The sequence below is a fragment of the Streptomyces sp. NPDC060366 genome, assembly GCF_042725135.1.
GTDB lineage: Bacteria > Actinomycetota > Actinomycetes > Streptomycetales > Streptomycetaceae > Streptomyces.
In genome coordinates this window covers 304,921-327,691 of sequence record NZ_JBHXDC010000009.1, presented here as the reverse complement: position 1 = coordinate 327,691, position 22,771 = coordinate 304,921, and the positions used below count along the sequence as shown (strand labels likewise).

The following is a 22,771-nucleotide window of genomic DNA, read 5'->3' as shown; positions in this document are numbered from 1 at the left end:
TCGCAGCCGAACGCGAGTTGACGAGGATTCAGATATGACGAGCAGTCAGCCCACGGCCGACACGGGACTTTTCTCCCCCGTCCGGTCGGGCACCCCGGCCGAGGCCGCCACCACCGACGCCGCGTGTCTCCAGGCCATGCTCGACACCGAGGCGGCCCTGGCACGGGTGCAGGCCCGGCTCGGCACCGTACCCGAGTCCGCCGCCCGCGCCATCGGCGAGGCCGCGCGGGCCGAGAACTTCGACCTGTACGAGCTGGCGGTCCAGGCGCGCGGCGCCGCCAACCCGGTCGTCCCCCTCGTACGGCGGCTGACCGCGCTGGTCGCCGCCGAGGACGCCGACGCCGCGCACAGCGTCCACCAGGGCTCCACCAGCCAGGACATCCTCGACACCGGTCTCATGCTGGTCGCGGCGCGCACCCTGGACCTCGTCCTGGCCGACCTGGACCGCACCGCCGCCGCGCTGGCCCGCCTCGCCGCCCGGCACCGCGACACCCCCATGGCCGCCCGCACCCTCGGCCAGCACGCCGTCCCGACCACCTTCGGCCTCAAGGCGGCCGGCTGGCTCCAGGGCGTGCTCGACGCACGGGACCGGCTGCGCCGGGTCCGCGAGGACGGGCTGCCGGTCCAACTCGGCGGCGCGGCGGGCACGATGGCGGGATATCTGGAGTACGCGCTCCTGCACGCACCGGACGCCACCGGCGACGGCGGCCAGCGGTACATCCGGGAGCTGCCCGCCGCGCTCGCCACGGAGCTGGGCCTCACCGAACCGCTCGTGCCCTGGCACACCGTCCGTACGCCCCTCGCCGACCTCGGGGCGGCGCTCGCCCTGCTGACGGGCGCCCTCGGCGGTATCGCGGCGGACGTCCAACTCCTGTCCCGCACCGAGTCGGGCGAGCTGGCGGAACCGGCCGCCGAGGGCCGGGGCACGTCCTCCGCCATGCCGCACAAACGCAACCCCGCGCTCTCGGCGCTGATCCGCTCCGCCTCCTACCAGGTGCCCTCCCTCGTCGGCACCCTCATGCAGGTGTCGGTCCACGACGACGAGCGGCCCTCCGGCGCCTGGCACGCCGAATGGCTGCCGCTGCGCGACTGTCTGCGCCTGGCGGGCGGCGCGGCGCACACCGCCGCGGAACTGACCGAGGGTCTGACAGTCCACGAGGACCGGATGCTGGCCAATCTGGACCTGACGGGCGGTCTGGTCGTCTCCGAACGGCTCGCGGCCCTGCTCTCCGTCGAACTCGGCAGGGCAGAGGCCAAGGCGCTGCTCGGCCGGGCGTCGGCGGAGGCCGCCACCTCCGGCAGGCACCTCGCGGACGTCCTGGCAGAAGCCCCCGACCTGGCAGGACGCCGATCGGCCGACGACCTCCGCAAGCTGTCGGATCCGGCGCACTACACGGGGGCGGCGGGCCAGTTGGTCGACCGCGTGCTCGGCCGCTTCCGCCTCGAACGGCCCGCGGACTGACCCGGCAGGTCCGCCGATCAAGGACAGGCGAGTGGCCCGGGACGCCGATCACGGCGCCTGCCGGGCATTTCGGCTCGCTCGTCAAGATCGAGCCCTGTGTAAGGATGAGACCGCCGCCCGGCAATGGGCCGCGCGGCCCATTGCGACTCCCTTTCCCTGGATGGTCTTGGATGCAGAGCTCTCAGCGTCGTATCGTCCGAACCGCGCCTCTTCCCGCCGCAGATGAGTCCGTTTCGCGTCCGCAGCACAGCGACCTCTTCCTGGAGGCGCAGTACACGATCGACCTCCCCCCGCTCGACGAGGAGGAGGAAGCCGACCCCAGCACCGTCACCACCCCCTACCGGGGAAGGCACCCGCATGCCGCCGGGTGAGGACGTCGAGAAGGTCCTCCTCGACGGGCTGACGGTCGACGACCGGGACCCCCAGCAGCCCGTCCTGCTCGACAAGTCCGGCCGCCCCGTCCGGACATGGCGGCAGAACTACCCGTACGACAAGAAGATGCGCCGCCGCGAGTACGAGCGGACGAAGCGCACGCTCCAGATCGAACTGCTCAAGTTGCAGCGCTGGGTGAAGGACACCGGCCAGCGGGTGGTCGTGGTCTGCGAGGGCCGGGACGCGGCGGGCAAGGGCGGCACCATCCAGCGGTTCACCGAGCGGCTCAACCCGCGTGGCGCCCGCGTGGTGGCCCTGGAGAAGCCCACGGAGCGAGAAGCGGGGCAGTGGTACTTCCAGCGGTACGTCGCGCATCTGCCCTCGGCCGGGGAGATCGTCTTCTTCGACCGCTCCTGGTACAACCGGGCCGGCGTCGAGCGGGTGATGGGCTTCTGCACCCCGGCCGAGAACGAGCACTTCCTCCACCAGGCGCCCCAGTTCGAGCGGATGCTCACCGACGACGGCGTCCTGCTGGTCAAGTTCTGGTTCTCGGTCTCGCACGACGAGCAGCGCACCCGCTTCGCGATCCGGCAGATCGATCCCGTACGGCAGTGGAAGCTCTCGCCCACCGACCTCGCGTCGCTCGACCTCTGGGACGCGTACACCGCCGCCAAGGTCGACATGTTCCGGGCCACGGACACCACGTACGCGCCCTGGACCGTGGTCAAGAACAACGACAAGAAGCGGGGACGGCTGGAGGCCATGCGCAGCCTGCTGTGGCGGGTGGACTACGCGCTGAAGGACGAGTCGGTCGTCGGCGAACCCGACCCGCTCATCGTGGGCGCCGCCGACACCCTGCTCGAAGAGGGCGAGGAGAGCACCGACCTGTCCCCGACCCCGCTCGCCTCCCGCCCCCACGGCCCCGGTGACCACCCGCCGAAGCCGGAGCGGAAGGGCTGATCGGCCGGGACCGGCCGGTGATCACCGGGACCGCTCACAGATAGCGGCGGATCGGGACCACGGCCGCCTCCTGGGCCCGCCGCACCAGCGAGCGCCGCTTCCAGCGGCGCGGACAGATCGGCTCGCTCAGCGTCAGATCCTCTTCGAAGTGCTCGTCCAGCGTGGCCGTGAAGGCAGGGTCCAGCACGGCGAGCATGACCTCCTCGTCGTGGTCCAGCGAACGCCGGTTGAAGTTCGTCGACCCGATCAGCGAGGCGATCGAGTCGACGGTGATGATCTTCGCGTGCATCATCGTCGGCCGGTACTGGTGGATCTTCACGCCGCACGCCGTCAACTGCTCGTAGTACCGCTGGCCGGCCAGCAGACAGACCCGCTTGTCCGTGTGCGGCCCCGGCAGCAGGATCTCCACCGAGACCCCGCGCCGGGCCGTCGCGCACAGCAGCTCGATGAAGTACTCGTCCGGCGCGAAGTACGCCGTGGCCAGCCGTACGCGCTCCTCCGCCGACTCCAGCATCACCCGGATCAGGGTCTGCATGTCCTGCCAGCCGAAGCTGGCCGACCCGCGGACCACCTGCACGATCGCGTCGCCGTGGGAGTCCTGCGCGACGAACCGGTCCCGCTCGTCGAACATCTCGTCGTGGCACTCCGCCCAGTTCTGGGTGAACGCGGCGGCGATCCCGTCCACCGCGGCCCCCCGGACCCGTACATGCGTGTCGCGCCACTCGTTCTCGTTCCGCGCGTCGCCGCACCACTCCTCGGCGATGCCCACACCGCCCGTGAACGCGGTCGTCTCGTCCACGACGAGCACCTTGCGGTGGCAGCGGTGATTCTGCTTCAGCGGCGAGAGATACAGCGGCTTGCGGAACCAGGCCACCTGCACCCCGGCCCGTTCCATCGCCGCCAACTGGTCCTTCTCGATCAGCCGGCTGCCGAAGCCGTCGAGCAGCAGTCGCACCCGCACCCCGGCACCGGCCCGCTCGCTCAGCGCCCGCGCGAACTCGTGGGCGATGTCGCCGCGCCAGTAGACGAAGGTCATCATGTCGACGGTGTGCTCGGCGCCACGGATGCTCTCCAGCATCGACGCGAAGATCTCGTCGCCGTTCCGCAGGGGGACCAGGGCGTTGCCCTCGGTCATGGCGATACCGATCAGCCGCTCCAGCCGCCGCCGTATGCGCTGGATCTTCTCGGTCGTGGCCGTCTCGGCCGCGACCTTCCGGGCCGCGACCGGGGCGGCGGGCCGTGCGGCCGTCATCGGGTCACCGTTCTGTGCGTCGGGCAGGACAAGGGGCACCCCTTCCAAGTCGGGTCGGTACCTGTCCCGGATTCCCCCGCCGCGCCCTGTCACGCAGAGTTCGGCGTCACATGTTCAGGTACGGAATCCGTCGGCCGCCCTGAGGAACTTCTCGATCAGGCCCACGTCCTTCACACCCCGGCTGCTCTCCACCCCGCTCGACACGTCGACGCCCCACGGCCGCAGCGCCGTCACGGCGTCCACCACGTTGTCCGGGGAGAGTCCGCCCGACAGCACCCACGCACCCGTGGGCTGTTCCGGCAGCGAGTCCGGGGACCAGCGTTCGCCGGAGCCCGGCCGCGGCGAGTCGATGATCAGCATGTCCTCGCCGTACGCGCCCGCCGTCAGCGGATCGCCCGATTCCGGCGAGGTGGCGCGGATGAGGCGGTATCCGTCGGCGCGCAGCGCGGCGAAAGCCTCGGGCGGTTCGCCGCCGTGCAGCTGGACGGTGTCCGCGCCCGCCTCGGCCGCCGCCCTGCGCACCTCGTCCAGCGGCTCACCGCGGAAGACCGCGACCTTGGCGACACCGGGCGGTACGAGCGCGGCGAGCGGGCGGGCCTCGGCGGGCGACAGCCGGCGGGGGCTCGTCGTCAGGATGAACCCGACGGCGGAGGCCCCGCCTGCCACGGCGGCCTCGACCTCGGCGGGCTTTCGCAGACCGCAGACCTTGACGTACAAGTTGTGCAACAGGAGCTCCTCGCTCGATGGACTCGACTCGAGAGTACGAAGAAAGCGAGACGTACGTGCCGCACACCGCCGCCCTGACCGCACCCGGTGCGCCTTTCGAGGTCGTACGCGCCGAGAACGGCTCGCTCATGTACGCGGACGGGCCGCGCACCCTGCGGGAGTTCGTGGAGACGACGTGGGCGTACGGGGAGCGGCCCTTCCTCGTGGGCGGCGACGGGGCCGTCCTCCTTACGTACGGTGAGTTCTTCGCCGCCGCGACCGCGCTGGCCAACCGCTTCGTGGATGTCCACGGCCTGCGGCCGGGCGACCGCGCGGCCGTCCTGATGGGCGACCGCCCCGACTGGCAGACCGCCTTCTGGGCCACGCAGCTCGCCGGGCTGGTCGCCGTACCGCTCGACGCCGCGTGGAGTAGGGAGGAGGCGGCCCGCGTACTGGACCACTGCGCGCCCCGCGTGCTGCTCGTGGACGACGAGCGGCTGCCGGACGTCGCGGGGCGGGCGGGGGAGCGGATGGTGGTCTTCGGCTCCGGGGGCTCTGGGAGCTCCGGGGGCTCCGGGGGGTCCGCGCGGGCGGCGGCTTCGGTCGGGCTGATGGAGCGGTACGAGGAGCTGCCCGCCCCCGATCCGTACGCGGCCCCGCCCGACATCGAGATCCGCGCCGAGGACGGCGCCACGATCCTCTACACGTCACCGGCGGATCCCCTCCGGGGGGCCGTCGCCACTCAGCTCGCGCAGGCGGGGGCCGCGATGGACGCCCGTTTCCGCGCGGCGGCGGACGCGCTCGGACGCGGCGAGCTGCCGGGTCTCGGCCCGGCCCCCGTCACGCGGCTGACGAGCCCCTTCTCCGGCCCCGCCGCGCTGTTCGACGTGTACGGCGCCATGGCGGCGGGCGGCACGCTCGTCCTGGACGGGGCGGAGCGGCCGGAGCGGCCGTGGAGATGGTCGGCCGACGTGGCCGAAGGGACTCCCGCCGTGGAGTCGCGCGTGTCGGAGGAGACCGGCGAGCTCTGGCTGCGGGGTCAGTCGCTCCCGTACGCCTACTGGCGCGACGAGGAGGCCACCGCCGAGGCGTTCACGCCCGACGGCTGGTTCAGGACCGGCTGATGCGGACGCGGTACCCGCCGTCGCCGTCCGTGCCGAGCACCGCGACGCTGACACCGCTGTCCCGGTCCCGGAACGTCTCACCGGGCCCGTACGGCGCGTCGGACAGCTCCGCGTGCACGTTGGGACGCCGCGTACAGCCTCCGCTGCGCTCCTCGCTGTCGGAGACGGTCACCGGACCGCGCCCCGTGTCGACGTCGGTCTCGATCCGGTAGATCAGCACGCCGGGCTTGCAGACGGCCTCGTCGTTGCCCGCGCGGGTGCGGACCTCGACGGCGAAACCGGACTCCTCGGAGACCGGCACGAACGCCAGTTTGTGACCGCCCTCGGTGGCCAGCGGAGTGAGGTCGTGCTCGCTCTCGCCGGGCGCGGACGCGCAGCTGATCTGGGCGTTGTCGAGCCAGCCGAGCTTCCACTTGTGCCAGCCCAGCAGATCGTTGTTGGCCCCCCAGTCCTCGGACATGATGTCCCAGTGCCCGACCGTGCCGCCGCCGTCCATCGTGTAGAGGTCGGGGAGGCCGAAGACATGGCCGTTCTCGTGCGGCAGGACGCGGTAACCGGTGCGTGAGTACGACCCCGAGCCGTCGTCCTGCCTGCTGTAGACGAAGGACGTGTTGGAGAGCGGGACGCCGTCCGCCCTCGGGGCCTCGCCGTTGCCGGAGAACGTCACGGACAGCACGGTGTCGAGGGCCGAGGGGCCGGCGTTGGGCGTGACGAGGATGTTGACCAGGTCGTACTCACTGAAGTCCACCTCGGGGTCGGCCACCGTCACGATGTCCTGGACGAGCCGCCGGTAGCCGGGTTCGTAGGGGGCGCCGCGCTCTATCCCGTAGTCGGCGAACGGCAGCGGCATCCGCAGCCAGTCCTTCAGGGGGGCCTCGGGCCGGTAGTCGAGCCGCCCGTACGAGCTGGTGCGAAACCACTGCGAGGTCTGGGGGAAGAACTCACCGAGCCGGTCGGCGGCGCTGCCGGGACCCGGCGCGTCCGAGAAGTCGACCATCAGGTTGAGCGCGCGCACGGTGCCGGTCGAGCGGGTGTAGCCGGCGGGGGTGGGCACGCCCTCGGACATCTGTACGCCCGCGGCGGGGGCGATACGGCACGGGGTGAGCGTCGAGTCGTGCGCGGTGGATGCGGGGCCGGCGGAGGCGCGGATGGGCAGCGGGAGGGTGGCGCTGGCGGTGGCGAGGGCGGCGAGGGTCAGCGTGGCGACGGCGGCGAGCGTGCCGAGCCGGCGGGGTCTGGCGTGGCGGCCGTGACCTGCGGGTCCGCGTATCCGACGGGTGTCCTTCATCGGCCGCCTTCGGGTCAGCGGCAGTCGTCCGTGCTGACTGCTCTCGGTCCGCTCACCCTGCGACGGTCGGCGTGTCGGCGCTCGCTGGGTGCGCCGATCGTGGGGTTTTCCATCGCCGTACGGGCGTAAAAGCCCGGTCCGGCGATTGAGGACAGGAGACAGAGCCCGGTCGGGCGACTGAGGACAGAGCACGAAGCCCGGTCCGGCGATCGAGGACGAGCGGGCCCACAGCCCGCGCGACCCCTCCCGCACGCCAGTGACCCAGCTCACACGTTCCGCCGAAATAACCGGGGACGTCTTCCCCGTTTGCACCCGTGTCAAGGAAAACGGGGACGCGCTCCCCACTTGCGTGAACCGAGGGAAGGGCCCGACGTGACCACCGCTGCCGAATCCGAAACGCGTCGCATTCCGCGTCCGCGAGCGGACGCTCTGCGCAACAGGGAGCGCATCGTGGCGGCGGCCCGCGAGATCCTCGTGGAGTCGGGCCCCGACGTGCCGCTCGACGAGATCGCGCGACGCGCCGGCGTCGGCAACGCGACCCTCTACCGACACTTCCCCGACCGCTCCGCGCTCATCCTGGACGTGGTGCACTCCGTCATGGCGCGCACCGCGGACCAGGCCGAGCGGATGGCGGCCGAGGAGAGGGACCCGTTCGTGGCGCTCAGCCGCTTCGTCCACGCGGCGGCCGACGAGCGGATCGGCGCCCTGTGCCCGCTTCTCTCGGGCAGCTTCAACGGAGACCTTCCCCATTTGCACGCGGAACGCGAACGCCTCGAAGCGGCTGTGGAAGACCTCATGGAGAAGGCGCGTGCGGCGGGCAGGCTGCGCACCGACGTCGCGGTCGGTGACCTGATGGTCGCGCTCTCCCAGCTCACCCGTCCGCTGCCCGGTACCGGTTGCCTGAACATCGACCGTTTCACCCACCGGCATCTACAGCTGTTCCTCGACGGCCTGGAGGCGCCCGCGCGCTCCGAGCTGCCGGGCGCGGCGGCGACTCTGGAGGACCTGCGCCACGGTCGATGACGACGTGTGACGCGCCCCCGGACCAAGAACTTCCGGACCCGTAACTTCCGGACCCAAGAACTTCTGTCGACCACGTACACCGCGTAGACCACGCGTCTCATCTACACCGGCGACCACGATCACGACCACGTCGGCCGGATTCTCCCGAACCAGTAACCCGTAACCAGCGCGTAGGGCCGACCAGTGCGTCCCCGCGTCCGTTATGAACTCTTCGTACGCATAGGCGGACTCACCCATGTCAAAAACAGCCGAGACCCGGGTCCCGGACCCCCAGGTCCCCGATTCGGTCCCTGATCCCAATCGCTGGAAAGCCCTGGTGTTCATCGCCCTGGCCCAGCTGATGGTCGTGCTCGACGCGACCATCGTGAACATCGCGCTGCCCTCCGCCCAGCAGGACCTGGGCATATCGGACGGCAACCGCCAGTGGGTCATCACCGCGTACGCGCTCGCCTTCGGCGGTCTGCTGCTCTTCGGCGGACGCATCGCCGACCTGTGGGGACGTAAGCGCACCTTCACCGTCGGCCTGCTCGGCTTCGCCGCCGCGTCCGCCATCGGCGGCGCCGCCACCAGCGAGGCCATGCTGCTCGGCTCGCGCGCCCTCCAGGGTGCGTTCGGCGCGCTCCTCGCGCCGGCCGCGCTCTCCCTGCTCGCCGTGACGTTCGGCGATCCCAAGGAGCGCGCCAAGGCGTTCGGCATCTTCGGTGCGATCGCCGGTGGCGGTGGCGCCGTCGGTCTGATCCTCGGCGGATTCCTCACCGAGTACCTGGACTGGCGCTGGACCTTCTTCGTCAACATCCCGTTCGCGATCGTGGCCGCCGTCGGCGCCTACTTCGTGATCCGGGAGCCCGCGGGCGGCCGTAACCGCAACCCGCTCGACGTCCCCGGTGTCGTCCTGTCCACGCTGGGCCTGGTGGCGCTGGTGTACGGCTTCACACGCGCCGAGTCCGAGGGCTGGTCCGACCCGACGACGATCGGCATGTTCGTCGCCTCGGCCGTACTGCTGGCCACGTTCGTCGCGGTGGAGGCACGGGTGAAGTCCCCGCTGCTGCCGCTGCGCGTCCTGATGGAGCGCAACCGCGGTGGTGTCTACCTCTCGCTGGGTCTGGCCATCATCGGCATGTTCGGTCTGTTCCTCTTCCTGACCTACTACCTCCAGGTCGTGAAGGGTTACTCGCCGGTCCAGACCGGCTTCGCGTTCCTGCCGATGATCGTCGGCATGGTCACGGGCTCCACCCAGATCGGCGCCCGGCTGATGACCCGCGTGCCGCCGAGGCTGCTGATGGGCCCCGGCTTCCTGGTCGGCGCGACCGGCATGCTGCTGCTGACGCAGCTGTCGCTGGACACCTCGTACGCCGGTCTGATCCTGCCGGCGCTGGTGCTGCTCGGTCTCGGCATGGGTACGGCGTTCATGCCGGCCATGTCCCTCGCCACGCACGGCATCGAGCCGCGTGACGCGGGTGTCGCCTCGGCGATGGTCAACACCTCGCAGCAGGTCGGAGGCGCGATCGGTACGGCGCTGCTGAACACCGTGGCCGCCTCCGCCACCACCGCGTACGTCGCGGCCAACGCGGCGGGTGCGAACAACCCGAAGCTCCTGGAGCTCCAGGCGATGGTCCACGGATACGCGAGCGCCATCTGGTGGGCGGTCGGCATCCTGGTGATCGCCGCCGGTATCGCTTTCACCTTCATCAACACCGGCCGTCCGGGAAGCACCCAGGTGGCCAAGGGGGAGGGCGCCGAAGCTCCGGCGGAGGACGTCCAGATCCCGGTGGCCATGCACTGAGTCGTCGGCACCGGCTTCCGGTGCTCACGGCGAAGGACTGCCCTGGCGTCGCTGTTTCTCAGCGGCGCCAGGGCAGATCCGCGTCCGAACCGTCCGGCTGGAGCCCCTCCGCCATCACCCGCATGATCTCCCCGAGCTGGGTCACCTGCTCGGGGTCGAGCCGGTCGAAGATCGCCTGCCGTACGGCGGTGACATGGCCGGGCGCCGACCGCCGCAGCACCTCTTCGCCCTCGTCCGTGAGGATCGCGTTCTGCCCGCGCTTGTCGGAGGGGCAGTCCTCGCGGCGTACCCAGCCGTTCCGTTCCAGGCGGGCTATCGCGTGCGAGAGCCGGGACCGGGTGATCTTGGCGTTCTGGGCGAGGCGGGTCATCCGCAGCCGGTGGTGGGGGGCGCGGGCCAGATGCACGAGCAGCGCGTAGTAGATGTGCGGCATCCCCGCGTCGCGCTGCAACTGGCGGTCGAGATGGTCCTCCAGCAGCGTGGTGGCCTGGAGGTACGCCTGCCAGACGCCCTGCTCCTCGGCGTTGAGCCAGCGTGGCCTGCCTTCGCTCCCCATACTCTCCACCGTACGCGCTCCTTGAAAGTTGAACTAGATGGACGTAAAGTCCGTCTCAGAAAGTGCTTTAAAGTTCAAGCAAATCACCGGCAACCGGCAGGGAGACGCCATGACCAGCACAGCGGAGCGCATGCCCGCCCTCTATCTCTCCCACGGCGCCCCTCCCCTCGCCGACGACCCGGTGTGGCCCGGACAACTCGCCGCCTGGTCCGCCGAACTGCCGCGGCCCAGGGCGATCCTGATGGTCTCAGCCCACTGGGAGGAGGCGCCCCTCGCCCTCGGCGCCACCGAGACCCTGCCGCTGGTCTACGACTTCTGGGGCTTCCCCGAGCACTACTACCGGGTCCGGTACGCCGCCCCGGGCGCCCCCGCCCTCGCCGACTCCGTCGAGAAACTGCTGCGCGGCCCCGGCACCCCCGTACAACGCGTCCCCGACCGCGGGCTCGACCACGGCGCGTACGTCCCGCTGGTCGAGATGTTTCCCGGCGCCGACATCCCCGTACTCCAGATCTCCATGCCGACGCTCGACCCGAGCGAACTCCTCGCGATCGGCCGCAAGCTCGCCCCGCTGCGGGACGAGGGCGTCCTCGTCGTCGGCAGCGGCTTCTTCACCCACAACCTCGCCGCGCTGCGCCACGTGGGTCCCGGAGTGCCGGGCTGGTCGGCCGAGTTCGACGCCTGGGGCCGCGAGGCGCTGCTCGCGCGGGACATCGACGGGCTGCTCGACTTCACGCACAAGTCCCCGGCGGGGCAGCTCGCCCACCCGCGAACGGAGCACTTCGCGCCGCTGTTCGTGACGCTCGGCGCCGCCGAGGAGGAGCTGGACACCGTACGGAACGTCATCGACGGATTCTGGATGGGCCTGGCCAAACGGTCGGTGCAGTTCGGCTGACCCGCGCGCGATACTCCGCCAGTGGTCGGCCCAATGGCAGACGGGTTCAGATAGGCAACGGTTCGACATCCCCTGGCCAATGGCACTTGACCGGGCAATCGGGGCTCCGTACGTTCCTGTGGTCTAGACATCCTGTTAGGGAGCGGCCATGCGGAAACATGTCATCGGGGCCTTTGTCGTCACCATGGCGCTCGGACTCTCTGCCTGTGGCAGTGGGGACTCGGGCGGGGACGGCGGCGAAACGTCGGGCAAGGGCAAGACCCTGACCGTATGGATCATGGAGGGGACCAACCCGGACCCCAAGCCCTTCTTCAACGAGGTCGCCGCGGCCTTCAAGAAGAAGACGGGCGCCACGGTCAAGGTCGAGTACCAGCAGTGGGCCACCGCGCAGAAGAAGTTCACCACCGCGATCGAGGGCGGACCGAGCCAGGTCCCCGACGTCGCCGAGGTGGGCACCACCTGGATCCCGCAGTTCGCCGAGACCGGCGGCCTCGTTGACGTGACCGACAAGGTGAAGGACTCCGGACTCAACGACGACCTGGTCGAGGGCCTGGCCGACGCGGGCACGCTGGACGGCAAGCAGTACGGCATGCCCTGGTACGCCGGCGTCCGCGGACTCCTCTACCGCAAGGACATCTTCGAGAAGCACAACCTCAAGGCCCCGACCACCTGGAAGGAACTGCGCGACACCGCGCTGGTCCTGAAGGAGAAGGAGCCGGGCATGATCTCCTTCCCGGTCGCGGGCGGCGCGGAGATGTTCGCGACCCCGTTCGTCTGGGGCGCCGGCGGCGAACTGGCCGTCGAGGAGGGCGGCAAGTGGAAGTCCGGCATCAACTCCCCGGAGTCGGTCAAGGGCATCACGTACTACACCGACCTCGCGAAGAAGGACAAGCTGTCCCCGGCGAAGGTCACCACCTGGACCGAGAAGGAGGTGGCGACCGACTTCCAGAAGGGGAAGATCGCCATGTCCCTCTCCGGCAACTGGACGCCCAAGGCGTTCGTCCAGGCGGCCCCCGACCTCGAGGGCAAGCTCGCCGCGGCGCCCATCCCGGGTGAGACCGGCGGCATGAGCAAGTCCTTCCTCGGCGGCTCCTACCTCTCCACCTTCAAGGGCGAGAACCAGGACCTGGCCTGGGAGTACGTCAAGCTGGTCACCACCGGTGAGTTCGCCACCAAGTGGGCCGAGCAGACGAACTACTTCCCCGGACAGAACTCCCTCCTCAAGGAGGTCCAGGCGAAGAACGACCCGCTCGTCGCACCGTTCGCCCAGCAGATGACCGAGGCCGGCGCGACCGTGCCCAAGACGCCCGCGTACGGCCAGATCCAGGCCACCCAGGTCGTCACGAAGATGGTGCAGTCCATCCTCACCGGCAAGCAGACCGTGCAGGAGGCCGCGGACCAGGCCGCCGAGGAGATGGACAAGATCTTTGCCTCCTGAGTCGCTCATCGAAGACTCGGCGCACGACGACGTGGCCGCGGCGACCTCCCCCGTGAAGTCGCCGCGGCCGCGCGGGCAGCGCCCGAGCCCGACGCTGCGCCGCAAGCAGCTCGGTCGCACCACCCGCCCCTGGCTGCTGCTCCTGCCGTCCCTCGTGGTGCTGGCCGGTCTGCTCCTGTGGCCGCTGGTCAAGGTCGGCATCCTGTCGGTCCAGGACTACGAGGTGAAGTTCGGCGGCGGAGTCGGCACGTACACCGGCTTCGACCACTACAAGGACCTGCTCAGCGACAGCGCCCTGTGGCGCACGGTCCTGCCCAACACCGTGTTCTTCGCGGTCGCCTGTGTGGCGCTGACCGTCGCGCTCGGCACCCTCGCCGCCCTGCTGCTCCAGCGGCTCGGCACCACCTGGCGGGTCATCTGCTCCACCGCGATCATGGCGGCCTGGGCGATGCCCGCCGTCACCGGCACCTATGTCTGGGTCTGGCTGTTCTCGGCGGGCGACGGAATGATGAGCCAGCTCGCCGGCTCGCTCGGACTGATCGACCCCGAGACCACGAACTGGTTCACCGAGCGGCTGTCCTTCTACGCCATCGCCACCCTCAACGTGGTGCACCACGGCTTCCCGTTCGTCGCCATCACCGTGCTCGCGGGGCTGCTGACCATCCCCAAGGAGCTGTACGAGGCGGGGATGATCGACGGCGCGAACGCCTGGCAGCGGTTCTGGAAGATCACCGTGCCCACCATCAAGCCGATCTTCCTCGTCGTCACCATCCTGTCGACCATCTGGGACTTCAAGGTCTTCACCCAGATCTATCTGATGCCGGGCGGCGCGGGCAGCAACGAAGAGGTCCTCAACCTGGGCGTGTGGTCCTACCAGCAGGCGTTCGCCCTGAACGACTACGGCGCGGGCGCGGCCACCGCTGTACTCCTCACGCTGCTCCTGCTGCTGATCACGATCGTCTACATCCGAACCCTCTTCAAGGAGAGTGACGAGCTGTGACCCGCACGACGACCGCCGGGCGGATCGGGCTCGCTGTCGCGGTGTTCGCGCTGCTGGTCTTCACGCTGTTCCCGGTGTACTGGATGGTCAGCACCGCGCTCGACCCGAACGCGATCACCCGTGGCTCCGACGTCCTGCCGAGCGGGATCAGCGGCGAGCACTTCAGCTACATCTTCGACCGCGGCAACTTCGGCCAGTTCCTGACCAATTCGCTGATCGTCGGACTGGGCACGATCCTGGTGTCCGGGCTGCTGGCGCTGTTCGCCGCCGTGGCCGTCGCGCGCTTCCGGTTCCGGTTCCGCACCTCGGTGCTGATCATGGTGCTGATCGTGCAGATGGTCCCGCTGGAGGCGCTCGTCATCCCGCTCTTCCTACAGATGCGGGACTACGAACTGCTGAACAGCCTCATCGGGCTGACCGTCGTCTACATCGCGCTGTCGCTGCCGTTCGCGATCTGGACACTGCGCGGCTTCGTCGCGACCGTGCCCAAGGAGGTCGAGGAGGCCGCGTATCTGGACGGCTGCTCCTGGCCGCGGATGTTCTGGTCCGTCCTGCTGCCGCTGGTCGCGCCGGGCCTCGTCGCCACCAGTGTGTTCGCCTTCATCACCGCGTGGAACGAGTTCGTCTTCGCGTACACCTTCATGAAGGACGGCTCCAAGTACACGGCGGCCGTCGGGCTGTTCCAGTTCTTCGGTGAGAACTCCACGTCCTGGGGCCCGGTCATGGCCGGCTCCACCCTCATCACACTGCCGGTGCTGATCTTCTTCATCATCGTGCAGCGGCGCCTGGCCTCCGGGCTGGCGGCCGGGGCGGTGAAGGGGTGAGCACCGGTAATACGCGGGACGAGGCGCTGCACCTGGTCAACTCCGTCCTGCTGCCCGGCTTCCACGGCACCGAGCCGCCCCCGTGGCTGCTCGGCGCCGTGGACGAGGGACTCGCGGGCGTCGTGTACTTCGCGCACAACGTGCCCGACCCCAGGACGGCCGCCGCGCTCTCGGCCGCCCTGCACGCCCGCCGCGGCGACCTGATCGTCGCGAGCGACGAGGAGGGCGGCGACGTCACCCGCCTGGAGGCGGCGACCGGCTCCTCGTACCCCGGCAACGGCGCGCTCGGTGAGGTCGACGACACCGACGTCACCGAACGGATCGCCCGCGCCATCGGCCACGACCTGCGCGCGGCCGGCATCGACCTGAACCTCGCACCGGACGTCGACGTCAACGCGAACCCGGACAACCCGGTGATCGGCATCCGGTCCTTCGGCGCCGACGCCGCCCACGTGGCCAGGCACTCCGCCGCGTACGTCACGGGCCTCCAGTCCGCCGGTGTCGCGGCCTGCGCCAAGCACTTCCCCGGCCACGGCGACACGGCGGTCGACTCGCATCTGCGGGTTCCCCTGCTGGACGCCGACCTCGACCTGCTCCGACGGCGCGACCTGCTGCCGTTCACCGCCGCGATCGAGGCGGGCAGCCGCTGTCTGATGACCGGGCACATCATGGCCCGCCCGTTCGGCGACGCACCCGCCTCACTGAACCCCGAGGCCGCCCGGCTGGCCCGCGAGGAGCTGGGCTTCACCGGCGCCATCGTCACGGACGCGCTCGACATGGGCGCCGTCCTGGCCGACCCGGGCTTCGGCCCCGCCTGCGTCCGGGCCGTCCTCGGCGGCGCCGACCTGCTCTGCCTGGGCAACCCGGACAGCGCGGAGGCCGCCGAGAGCGCCTACGCGACGGCGCGCGACGCGCTCCTCGACGCCGTGGCCACCGGCGAGCTGCCCACACAGCGGCTCGCGGAGGCCGGACAGCGGGCCCGGGAGCTGGCGGAGTGGATCGGCCGCGCCCGCGCCACACCGCCGCCTCCCAAGGAGGACGCGCTGCCGCTCGCCGTGGCCCGCGCCGCCCTGCGGGTACGGGGCAATGCCGCCCTCGGCTCGCCGCCGTACGTGATCGACCTGCGACAGCGCGTCAACCACGCGTCAGGCAGCCGCGCACCCCATCTGAACCGGCTGCTCGCCGAGGCCCTGCCGGGCCTGACCACCACCGGCGTACCCGCCGAAGGCCCGACCTCGGCCCGCGCGGACACCGCCCTCCAGGGCGCCGGCGACCGCCCCGTGGTCGTCCTCGCGAGGGAGCCGCACCGGGACGCGGAGGAGACCGCGCTGCTGCGCGAACTGGTCGCCCGCCGCCCGGACGCCGTCGTCGTCCTCACGGGCTGGCCGCACGCCGTGGACGCGCTGGCGGCCAACACCGTGGTGACGTACGGCTCGGCCCGCGTCAACGCGCGGGCGGCCGTGGAGCGTCTCCTGGGCGGCACACCGCACGGAGGCCGGAGCGCCACGCCCGACAGGGCCTAGAGCTCCTTCTCGTACCAGGCGACGTCCCAGTACCTGCCGAATTTACGGCCGACCTCGCCGTACGTACCGACGTGCCGGAAGCCGAAGCGCTCGTGCAGCCGCTCCGACGCCGCGTTCGGCTGCGCGATGCCCGCGTACGCGCGATGCACGTCCTCGCCCTCCAGGGTCTTGAACAGCGCCTCGTAAAGAAGCGTGCCGACTCCCCTGCCCGCCGCCTCGGCCGCGCAGTACACCGTGACCTCCACAGAGGTGGAGTACGCCGCCTTCGCGCGGAAGGGGCTGCTGGTCGCGTAACCGAGGACTCGCCCAGAACGGACATCCTGAGCAACCTTGAGGCGGTGTGGGCCGTCTTCGGGGTAGGAGCACAGCCACGGGCGGCGTTCCTCGGGAGTGAAGGTGGTGGTGTCGAAGGTGATCGGGGTCTCGCGGACGTAATGGTTGTAAATCTCCGTGAGCGCCGTCAGATCGTCCTCGGTTCCGCTTCTGACCTGCACTTCCGCCCAGCTTGGCACCATGCGTCCCTCCTCGGTGGCGGGACAGGGTACTGCATGATCACAAAAATGAGTGCACGCCTTGGGAATTCTGTCCGGATTCCAGTCGTTGTTTCCAACGGATGCAGGGCACCCGGAAGGGTGTCGCGACCGACTCAGTAAGGGAGCTCGCATGGCAACCCGTGCCGTCGCCCGTCGCACCGCCACCGGCGGTTCGAAAGCGGCAAGCAGTGTTCGCGCCGTAGGCGGGGAGATCGCCGACCGCGACCTGGTCGGCATGTACCTCGACGAGATCGCGCGTACGCCGCTGCTCGACGCCGCCAAGGAAGTCGAGCTGTCCCAGACCATCGAAGCGGGTGTGTTCGCTCAGCAGATCCTCGACGGATCGGTGGAGAGCGAGGGTGCCGGCGCGCAGCACGAGGAGCTGGAAGCCCTCGTCGCCGCCGGTGAGCGCGCGAAGGACGTCTTCATACGCTCGAATCTCCGTCTCGTCGTCGCCGTGGCCCGGCGCTACCCGCGCAGTGGACTGCCCCTGCTCGACCTCATCCAGGAAGGCAACGCCGGCCTGGTGCGCGCGGTCGAGAAGTTCGACTATGCCAAGGGATTCAAGTTCTCCACCTATGCGACCTGGTGGATCCGCCAGGCCATCACCCGGTCCATCGCGGACCAGTCACGCACGATCAGGCTGCCCGTCCACCTCGTGGAGGAGCTCGGCCGCATCCGCAGGGTGCAGCGCGAGTTCAACCGTGAGCACGGGCGCGACCCGGAGCCCTCCGAGGTCGCCGCCGAGCTCGACTCCAACGCCGCGCGTGTCGTCGACGTCCTGGACTGGGCCCGTGACCCGGTCAGTCTGAACATGTCGGTGGACGACAACGGGGACACCCAGTTCGGCGATCTGCTGGAGGACACCTCGGCGATCTCGCCCGAGCAGTCCGTCCTCACGCTGCTGCGCAGCGAGGAGCTGGAAGACCTGATCGGCAGGCTCGACCACCGCACGGCCTCCATCATCAAGATGCGTTACGGCATCGAGGACGGCCGGGAGCGGACGCTCACCGAGGTGGGCAAGCAGCACGGCCTGACCCGGGAGCGGATCAGGCAGATCGAGAAGCACGCCCTTCTCGAACTGAAGAAGATGGCGCACGACGTGGGCTTCGACGCCGCGGCGTGACCCAGGGCGTGCCCCATGAGCGGAGTCCCGGTATCCACCCCCCCCGGTGCCGGGACTCCTTACGTACTCACGCCTCGCCCGGCGCGCCCCCGTCCACCGCACGGGTCAGCCGGCCGCCCAGCTCACCGATGTGCTCGACCAGCCGCGTGGGCCCGTGGACCGTGAACTCGCAGTCCACCAGCGCCAGTCGAAGCGCCAGCCACTCCAGCGAATCGCCCGCCTCGGCCCGTAGCCGGCAACTGTCAGGACCGGTCGGCTCCGGCACCCCGAACGAGGGCGGCAGCCGCGCCGCCACGAAGTCCGCGGGCGCCGCGAAGCTCACGTCCACCTCCCACGGCTGCTGCGCGCCCCGCATCGAACTGGTCAGGAACTCCGCCGCGTCACCCGTCGGCAGCTCACGCGGAGTGAAGCGCGCCCCGGTCGGGAACGGATCGCCGACCCGGTCGACCCGGAACGTACGCCAGTCCTCCCGCGCCAGGTCGTACGCGACGAGATACCAGCGCCGGGCCGTCGACACCAGACGGTACGGCTCGACCTGCCGCTTGGTCCGCGCGCCGTCGCCCGCGCGGTAGTCGAACCTCAGCCGCTCCGTACCGGTGATCGCGGAGGCGATGACCGTCAGCGTCCTCGGGTCCACGCTCGCCGCGTCGCCCCGGATCAGCAGCGGCACCGTCGCGGCCTGGAGGGTGGAGACCCGGCGCCGCAGCCGGGAGGGCAGCACCTGCTCCAGCTTCGCCAACGCCCTTACGGACGCCTCCTCGACGCCCTCGATGGCATGCCCCGCCCCGGCCCGCAGCCCCACCGCGATGGCCACCGCCTCCTCGTCGTCCAGCAGCAGCGGTGGCATCGCGGCGCCCGCCACCAGCCGGTACCCACCGACCGCGCCCCTGCTGGCCTCGACCGGATAGCCGAGATCGCGCAGCCGGTCGATGTCCCGGCGAATCGTGCGCGGGCTGACGTCGAGACGCGTCGCCAGCTCACTGCCCGGCCACTCGCGCGGCGTCTGGAGAAGCGACAACAGATTCAGGAGTCGTGCCGGAGTGTCCGTCATGCGTTCCAGGGTGCCAGCCATCTAGGACATGAACTGGCCTACATGCTGCATAGATTTCTCCCATGACTTCTCCAGCGACCGCACCGGTCGCCGTACCGGATACCACCCTCGACCCCGTCACGACCTCGGAGCCCGGCGACCGCCGGCGCTGGCTGGCGCTGGCCGTGGTCATGACCGCGGCCTTCATGGACCTGGTCGACGTCACCATCGTCAACATCGCCATCCCCAGCATCGAGCGGGACCTGTCGGCGACCTTCGGCTCCATCCAGTGGATCACCGCCGGCTACGCGCTGGCCTTCGCCGCCGGACTGATCACGGGCGGCAGGCTCGGCGACATCTACGGCCGCAAGCGGCTCTTCCTCCTCGGAATCACCGGCTTCACCCTCGCCTCCGCGCTCTGCGGCTTCGCGGTGAACTCCGAGATGCTCGTCGCCTCCCGGCTCCTCCAGGGCGCGATGGCCGCGCTGATGGTGCCCCAGGTGCTCGCGATCATCCACGTCACCTTCCCGGCGCACGAACGCGGCAAGGTCTTCGGGATGTTCGGCGCGATCGTCGGCCTCGGCGCCGTATCGGGACCGCTGCTCGGCGCGCTGCTCACCCAGTGGAACCTCTTCGGGCTCGAATGGCGCCCGATCTTCCTGATCAACCTGCCCGTCGGTATCGCCGGAGTGATCCTCGGCCGCAAGTTCATCACCGAGTCCAAGGCGCCGAAGGCCCTGCGGCTCGACGTGGTCGGCGTCGTCCTGGTGACCGGCGCGCTGCTGATGCTGATCTACCCGCTCACCCGCGGCCGTGAGCTGGGCTGGCCGCTCTGGGGGCACCTGTGCATGGCGGGCAGCGTGCTGGTGTTCGCGGCGTTCGTGGCGTACGAGAAGGTGAAGACCCGCAAGGACGGGTCGCCGCTGGTGGAGCTGTCCCTGTTCAAGGTCAAGAGCTTCGCCGCGGGCATCGCCGTACAGCTCACCTTCGGCGTCAGCCTGGGCATCTTCTTCCTGGTCTGGACGCTCTACATGCAGATCGGCCTCGGCTGGAGCCCGCTGCACGCGGGTCTGACCGGCCTGCCGTTCTCGCTCGCGGTGTCCACGGCCGCCGCGCTCTCCGTGCAGAAGCTGGTGCCGCGGTTCGGCCGCAAGGTCCTCCAGACCGGCGCGCTGACGATGGCGGCGGGCGTCCTGCTCTACCTCTGGGAGGCCGGGCGTTACGGGGCGGACATCAGCTCCTGGCAGATGGTGCCGCCGCTGGTCGTGATGGGCCTGGGGATGGGCCTGATCGTGGCGCCGCTGACGGACGCGGTGCTGTCGGACGTGCCGCGCGAGCACTCGGGCTCGGCGTCCGGCCTGATCAACACGGTGCAGCAGATGGGCAACGCGCTGGGGCTCGGGCTGGTGTCGGTGGTCTTCTTCGGGGTGGTCGACGACCACCGGGCGACGACGCCCACGGGGGTGGCGTCGGCGTTCGAGGACGGGTTCCAGAACGCGCTGTGGTGGGTGGTGGCGGTGCTGGTGGCCATCTTCCTGCTGATGTTCGCGCTGCCGAAGCACAAGTCGCCGGAGCCGGTGCTGGCGGCCTGACGCTGCCGGGTCCGCGTCCGCGGGCCGGGTCGTCCACGCGCCACAAATCAGCCTGAGTGTCCGGCCACGACCCCTGCGCGTCCCCCTTCCGGCCTGCGGACCGGTTGGGGGTGTGAACAGCGCCACGTGGCGGCGTGAGGGGGGCGGGGGCGCAGGAGGGGTGTGTTCGGACACTTGGGCTGATTTGTGGTGCGTGAACAAGATGGGTCGTCGGGTCCAACGAGCCCTGCACGCACCGTAAATCACGCCGTCCGGACATACCCGTCCGGAGGCCCCGATCCCCGACCGGAACCCGACAACCGCAACCCGGACACCGAACCCTGTCGCCCGACCACACGCCCACATGTGTTTACTTCCAAGGAACCCCACCGTAACGTGACCCCGAAACCACAGACTCGGGCATCGAACGGACGTAAACCCACATGTACGCACCGGAGCGGCAGCAAGAGATCCTGCGTCTCGCCCGCGAGGGAGGCCGCGTCGACGTGCTGTCGCTCGCCGAGGAGTTCCAGGTCACCGCCGAGACCGTACGGCGCGACCTCAAGGCCCTCGACCGCGCCGGTCTCGTCCGCCGGGTGCACGGCGGCGCCATCCCCGCCGGCCGCCTCGACTTCGAGCCCGACCTCGCCGAGCGCGAGTCCACCGCCGCGGACGAGAAGGACCGCATCGCGCACGCCGCGCTCGCCGAACTGCCCCGGACCGGCAGCGTGATCCTCGACGCGGGCTCGACCGTCGCGAGGCTCGCCGCCGCGCTCCCGCTGGAGAGCGGACTCACCGTCGTCACCCACGCGCTGCCCGTCGCCGCGCGCCTCGCCGACCACCCCGGCATCGATCTGCACCTCGTCGGCGGCCGGGTCCGCCACCGTACGCGCGCCGCCGTCGACGCCTGGGCGCTGCGCGCGTACGGCGAGATCCGCGCCGACGTCGTGTTCCTCGGCACCAACGGCTTCTCCCCGGACGGCGGCCTCACCACGCCCGACCTCGCCGAGGCGGCCGTCAAGCGCGCACTGATCGCGGCGGCCCGCCGCGTCGTGCTGCTCGCGGACTCCGCCAAACACGCCCAGGAGCACTTCGCCCGCTTCGGCGCCCTCGCCGACGTCGACCTGCTGGTCACCGACACCGCCCTCGCCCCCGCCGCCCGCGCCGCGATCGAGACCGCCGGCACCGAGGTGCTCAGTGTCTAGGCCCTGTCCGGCGGATCTTCGGAGTGCCAGGCGTCGCGGGCCAGGCGGGACTTTGAAGACACGACCTAGGCCCACCATCCCCCAAAGGGGCCCCGCGTGATACTCACCGTCACCCCGAACCCGAGCCTGGACCGTACGTACGAGATCCCCGCCCTCGACCGCGGCGAGGTCCTGCGCGCGACCGTCGAGCGGATGGACCCCGGCGGCAAGGGCGTCAACGTGTCACGGGCGGTCGCGGCGGCCGGGCACCGCACCGTCGCCGTGCTGCCCCTCGGCGGCGCACCTGGCGCGCTCGTCGCCCAACTCCTTGCCGAGCAGGGCATCGACGTCGCCCCCGTACCGATCGCCGGCGCGACCCGCTCCAACATCGCCCTCGCGGAACCCGACGGCACGCTGACGAAGATCAACGCGCCCGGCCCCGAACTGACCCCCGCCGAGTCGGAGTCCCTGCTGTCCGCCCTCGGCGACCACGCCGTGCGCGCCGAGGACGATTGGATCGCCTGCTGCGGCAGCCTGCCGCGCGGGCTCGGCCCCCAGTGGTACGCCGAACTCGTCGCCCGCGCGCACGCCGCCGGAGCCCGGATCGCGCTCGACACCTCCGGCGCCTCGCTCCTGGCCGCGCTCAAGGAACGCCCGGACGTCGTGAAGCCCAACGCCGACGAGCTCGCCACCGCCGTGGGCCGCCCGCTGGCCACCGTCGGCGACGCGCTGAAGGCGGCGGAGGAGCTGCGTACGTACGGCGCCAGGTCCGTCCTCGCCAGCCTCGGCGCCGACGGCCAGCTCCTGGTGTCCGACGCGGGCGCGTACTTCGGCTCGGCCGCCGTCGCGGCCGTCCGCAGCAACGTCGGCGCCGGTGACGCCTCGCTCGCCGGCTTCCTCGCGGCCGGCGGCACCGGCCCGGCCGCGCTGGCCTCGGCCGTCGCCCACGGCGCGGCGGCCGTCCAACTGCCGGGCAGCGTCATGCCGTCGCCCGCCGACCTCGACCCGCGGGCGGTCACCGTGTCCGCGGACATCCCCCTGGACCGTCCCCTCTCGGAGCCCGCCTCATGACCTCCCCCCGTACGTCCCCGAGTACGTCCCCGAACCGTTCCCCACGAAGGAGCC

General features: G+C 70.7%; 21 protein-coding genes. 15 read left to right on the top strand and 6 right to left on the bottom strand.

Going from position 1 to position 22,771, the window contains the following annotated elements:
- Window positions 1-34 precede the first annotated feature (34 nt).
- From pcaB to ppk2, 3 genes are all read left to right on the top strand, one after another.
- Complete coding sequence (pcaB, locus tag ACFWHU_RS23500) at window positions 35-1,462, top strand: 3-carboxy-cis,cis-muconate cycloisomerase (protein WP_387226885.1); 1,428 nt, start codon at window positions 35-37, stop codon at window positions 1,460-1,462.
- A 170-nt stretch (window positions 1,463-1,632) separates the two neighbouring features.
- A complete protein-coding gene (locus ACFWHU_RS23495) occupies window positions 1,633-1,833 on the top strand; it encodes a hypothetical protein (protein ID WP_385793712.1) in 201 nt (66 codons plus the stop codon).
- Entirely contained in the window at window positions 1,820-2,794 is a 975-nt protein-coding gene (gene ppk2, locus ACFWHU_RS23490; RefSeq protein ID WP_385793710.1) for a polyphosphate kinase 2, read from the top strand. The genes ACFWHU_RS23495 and ppk2 overlap by 14 nt, the downstream gene beginning before the upstream one ends.
- A 34-nt stretch (window positions 2,795-2,828) precedes the next feature.
- Here ppk2 and ACFWHU_RS23485 read toward each other — a convergent pair whose 3' ends face one another.
- Window positions 2,829-4,046 (bottom strand): phosphatidylserine/phosphatidylglycerophosphate/cardiolipin synthase family protein, encoded by a 1,218-nt coding sequence (locus tag ACFWHU_RS23485; protein WP_387226882.1) that lies wholly within the window; start codon window positions 4,044-4,046, stop codon window positions 2,829-2,831.
- Between the two features lie 114 nt (window positions 4,047-4,160).
- Window positions 4,161-4,772, bottom strand: coding sequence for a phosphoribosylanthranilate isomerase (locus tag ACFWHU_RS23480; protein ID WP_385793707.1), 612 nt, complete (start codon window positions 4,770-4,772; stop codon window positions 4,161-4,163).
- A 17-nt stretch (window positions 4,773-4,789) separates the two neighbouring features.
- Here ACFWHU_RS23480 and ACFWHU_RS23475 point away from each other — a divergent pair, with 17 nt between their 5' ends.
- Window positions 4,790-5,875: an AMP-binding protein gene (locus ACFWHU_RS23475; RefSeq protein ID WP_387226878.1), complete on the top strand. Its 1,086-nt coding sequence runs from the start codon at window positions 4,790-4,792 to the stop codon at window positions 5,873-5,875.
- Here ACFWHU_RS23475 and ACFWHU_RS23470 read toward each other — a convergent pair.
- On the bottom strand, window positions 5,862-7,163 hold the full coding sequence (locus ACFWHU_RS23470; RefSeq protein ID WP_385793701.1) for a M6 family metalloprotease domain-containing protein: 1,302 nt from the start codon (window positions 7,161-7,163) through the stop codon (window positions 5,862-5,864). The two genes, ACFWHU_RS23475 and ACFWHU_RS23470, sit on opposite strands and share 14 nt — an antisense overlap.
- A 372-nt stretch (window positions 7,164-7,535) precedes the next feature.
- On the opposite strand from ACFWHU_RS23470, the gene ACFWHU_RS23465 reads away from it, so the two are divergent.
- Both ACFWHU_RS23465 and ACFWHU_RS23460 read left to right on the top strand, forming a co-directional pair.
- Window positions 7,536-8,186, top strand: coding sequence for a TetR/AcrR family transcriptional regulator (locus tag ACFWHU_RS23465; protein WP_387226875.1), 651 nt, complete (start codon window positions 7,536-7,538; stop codon window positions 8,184-8,186).
- Window positions 8,187-8,421: 235 nt separating this feature from the next.
- Window positions 8,422-9,969: an MFS transporter gene (locus ACFWHU_RS23460; RefSeq protein ID WP_387226873.1), complete on the top strand. Its 1,548-nt coding sequence runs from the start codon at window positions 8,422-8,424 to the stop codon at window positions 9,967-9,969.
- A gap of 58 nt (window positions 9,970-10,027) precedes the next feature.
- On the opposite strand, the gene ACFWHU_RS23455 is transcribed toward ACFWHU_RS23460, so the two are convergent.
- Window positions 10,028-10,525 (bottom strand): MarR family winged helix-turn-helix transcriptional regulator, encoded by a 498-nt coding sequence (locus ACFWHU_RS23455; protein ID WP_385793904.1) that lies wholly within the window; start codon window positions 10,523-10,525, stop codon window positions 10,028-10,030.
- Window positions 10,526-10,634: 109 nt separating this feature from the next.
- On the opposite strand from ACFWHU_RS23455, the gene ACFWHU_RS23450 reads away from it, so the two are divergent.
- From ACFWHU_RS23450 to ACFWHU_RS23430, 5 genes are all read left to right on the top strand, one after another.
- Window positions 10,635-11,417 carry a dioxygenase gene (locus ACFWHU_RS23450; RefSeq protein ID WP_385793693.1) on the top strand — a complete coding sequence of 261 codons (783 nt, stop codon included), beginning with the start codon at window positions 10,635-10,637 and terminating at the stop codon, window positions 11,415-11,417.
- A 148-nt stretch (window positions 11,418-11,565) separates the two neighbouring features.
- Entirely contained in the window at window positions 11,566-12,855 is a 1,290-nt protein-coding gene (locus ACFWHU_RS23445; protein WP_385793691.1) for a sugar ABC transporter substrate-binding protein, read from the top strand.
- Window positions 12,845-13,855 carry a carbohydrate ABC transporter permease gene (locus ACFWHU_RS23440; protein WP_385793689.1) on the top strand — a complete coding sequence of 337 codons (1,011 nt, stop codon included), beginning with the start codon at window positions 12,845-12,847 and terminating at the stop codon, window positions 13,853-13,855. The genes ACFWHU_RS23445 and ACFWHU_RS23440 overlap by 11 nt, the downstream gene beginning before the upstream one ends.
- A complete protein-coding gene (locus ACFWHU_RS23435; RefSeq protein WP_385793687.1) occupies window positions 13,852-14,679 on the top strand; it encodes a carbohydrate ABC transporter permease in 828 nt (275 codons plus the stop codon). The genes ACFWHU_RS23440 and ACFWHU_RS23435 overlap by 4 nt, the downstream gene beginning before the upstream one ends.
- Window positions 14,676-16,202 (top strand): glycoside hydrolase family 3 N-terminal domain-containing protein, encoded by a 1,527-nt coding sequence (locus tag ACFWHU_RS23430; protein WP_387226870.1) that lies wholly within the window; start codon window positions 14,676-14,678, stop codon window positions 16,200-16,202. The genes ACFWHU_RS23435 and ACFWHU_RS23430 overlap by 4 nt, the downstream gene beginning before the upstream one ends.
- On the opposite strand, the gene ACFWHU_RS23425 is transcribed toward ACFWHU_RS23430, so the two are convergent.
- Complete coding sequence (locus tag ACFWHU_RS23425) at window positions 16,199-16,717, bottom strand: GNAT family N-acetyltransferase (RefSeq protein ID WP_385793681.1); 519 nt, start codon at window positions 16,715-16,717, stop codon at window positions 16,199-16,201. The two genes, ACFWHU_RS23430 and ACFWHU_RS23425, sit on opposite strands and share 4 nt — an antisense overlap.
- 148 nt (window positions 16,718-16,865) lie before the next feature.
- On the opposite strand from ACFWHU_RS23425, the gene ACFWHU_RS23420 reads away from it, so the two are divergent.
- Window positions 16,866-17,861: an RNA polymerase sigma factor RpoD/SigA gene (locus tag ACFWHU_RS23420; RefSeq protein ID WP_385793679.1), complete on the top strand. Its 996-nt coding sequence runs from the start codon at window positions 16,866-16,868 to the stop codon at window positions 17,859-17,861.
- Window positions 17,862-17,928: 67 nt separating this feature from the next.
- Here the strand turns inward: ACFWHU_RS23420 and ACFWHU_RS23415 are convergent, their stop codons facing one another.
- Window positions 17,929-18,912 carry a helix-turn-helix transcriptional regulator gene (locus ACFWHU_RS23415; protein WP_387226867.1) on the bottom strand — a complete coding sequence of 328 codons (984 nt, stop codon included), beginning with the start codon at window positions 18,910-18,912 and terminating at the stop codon, window positions 17,929-17,931.
- A 170-nt stretch (window positions 18,913-19,082) separates the two neighbouring features.
- Between ACFWHU_RS23415 and ACFWHU_RS23410 the strand changes: the two genes are divergently transcribed.
- The 3 genes from ACFWHU_RS23410 to pfkB all read left to right on the top strand — a co-directional run bounded on the left by ACFWHU_RS23410 (window position 19,083) and on the right by pfkB (window position 22,717).
- Window positions 19,083-20,483, top strand: a complete 1,401-nt coding sequence (locus tag ACFWHU_RS23410; RefSeq protein WP_385793899.1) for an MFS transporter — start codon at window positions 19,083-19,085, stop codon at window positions 20,481-20,483.
- Between the two features lie 422 nt (window positions 20,484-20,905).
- Entirely contained in the window at window positions 20,906-21,667 is a 762-nt protein-coding gene (locus ACFWHU_RS23405; RefSeq protein ID WP_387226865.1) for a DeoR/GlpR family DNA-binding transcription regulator, read from the top strand.
- Window positions 21,668-21,763: 96 nt separating this feature from the next.
- Complete coding sequence (gene pfkB / locus ACFWHU_RS23400; protein WP_385793674.1) at window positions 21,764-22,717, top strand: 1-phosphofructokinase; 954 nt, start codon at window positions 21,764-21,766, stop codon at window positions 22,715-22,717.
- Window positions 22,718-22,771: the final 54 nt, after the last annotated feature.

What these genes read in the sequence shown, in the direction of transcription:
- ACFWHU_RS23420 (WP_385793679.1), top strand. Translation starts at nt 16,866, where the DNA reads ATGGCAACCCGTGCCGTCGCCCGTCGCACCGCCACCGGCGGTTCGAAA.
- ACFWHU_RS23475 (WP_387226878.1), top strand. Translation starts at nt 4,790, where the DNA reads ATGGACTCGACTCGAGAGTACGAAGAAAGCGAGACGTACGTGCCGCAC.
- ACFWHU_RS23415 (WP_387226867.1), bottom strand. Translation starts at nt 18,912, where the DNA reads ATGACGGACACTCCGGCACGACTCCTGAATCTGTTGTCGCTTCTCCAG.
- ACFWHU_RS23495 (WP_385793712.1), top strand. Translation starts at nt 1,633, where the DNA reads ATGCAGAGCTCTCAGCGTCGTATCGTCCGAACCGCGCCTCTTCCCGCC.
- pcaB (WP_387226885.1), top strand. Translation starts at nt 35, where the DNA reads ATGACGAGCAGTCAGCCCACGGCCGACACGGGACTTTTCTCCCCCGTC.
- ACFWHU_RS23485 (WP_387226882.1), bottom strand. Translation starts at nt 4,046, where the DNA reads ATGACGGCCGCACGGCCCGCCGCCCCGGTCGCGGCCCGGAAGGTCGCG.
- ACFWHU_RS23470 (WP_385793701.1), bottom strand. Translation starts at nt 7,163, where the DNA reads ATGAAGGACACCCGTCGGATACGCGGACCCGCAGGTCACGGCCGCCAC.
- ACFWHU_RS23445 (WP_385793691.1), top strand. Translation starts at nt 11,566, where the DNA reads ATGCGGAAACATGTCATCGGGGCCTTTGTCGTCACCATGGCGCTCGGA.
- ACFWHU_RS23450 (WP_385793693.1), top strand. Translation starts at nt 10,635, where the DNA reads ATGACCAGCACAGCGGAGCGCATGCCCGCCCTCTATCTCTCCCACGGC.
- ppk2 (WP_385793710.1), top strand. Translation starts at nt 1,820, where the DNA reads ATGCCGCCGGGTGAGGACGTCGAGAAGGTCCTCCTCGACGGGCTGACG.
- ACFWHU_RS23455 (WP_385793904.1), bottom strand. Translation starts at nt 10,525, where the DNA reads ATGGGGAGCGAAGGCAGGCCACGCTGGCTCAACGCCGAGGAGCAGGGC.
- ACFWHU_RS23410 (WP_385793899.1), top strand. Translation starts at nt 19,083, where the DNA reads ATGACCGCGGCCTTCATGGACCTGGTCGACGTCACCATCGTCAACATC.
- ACFWHU_RS23425 (WP_385793681.1), bottom strand. Translation starts at nt 16,717, where the DNA reads ATGGTGCCAAGCTGGGCGGAAGTGCAGGTCAGAAGCGGAACCGAGGAC.
- ACFWHU_RS23460 (WP_387226873.1), top strand. Translation starts at nt 8,422, where the DNA reads ATGTCAAAAACAGCCGAGACCCGGGTCCCGGACCCCCAGGTCCCCGAT.
- ACFWHU_RS23405 (WP_387226865.1), top strand. Translation starts at nt 20,906, where the DNA reads ATGTACGCACCGGAGCGGCAGCAAGAGATCCTGCGTCTCGCCCGCGAG.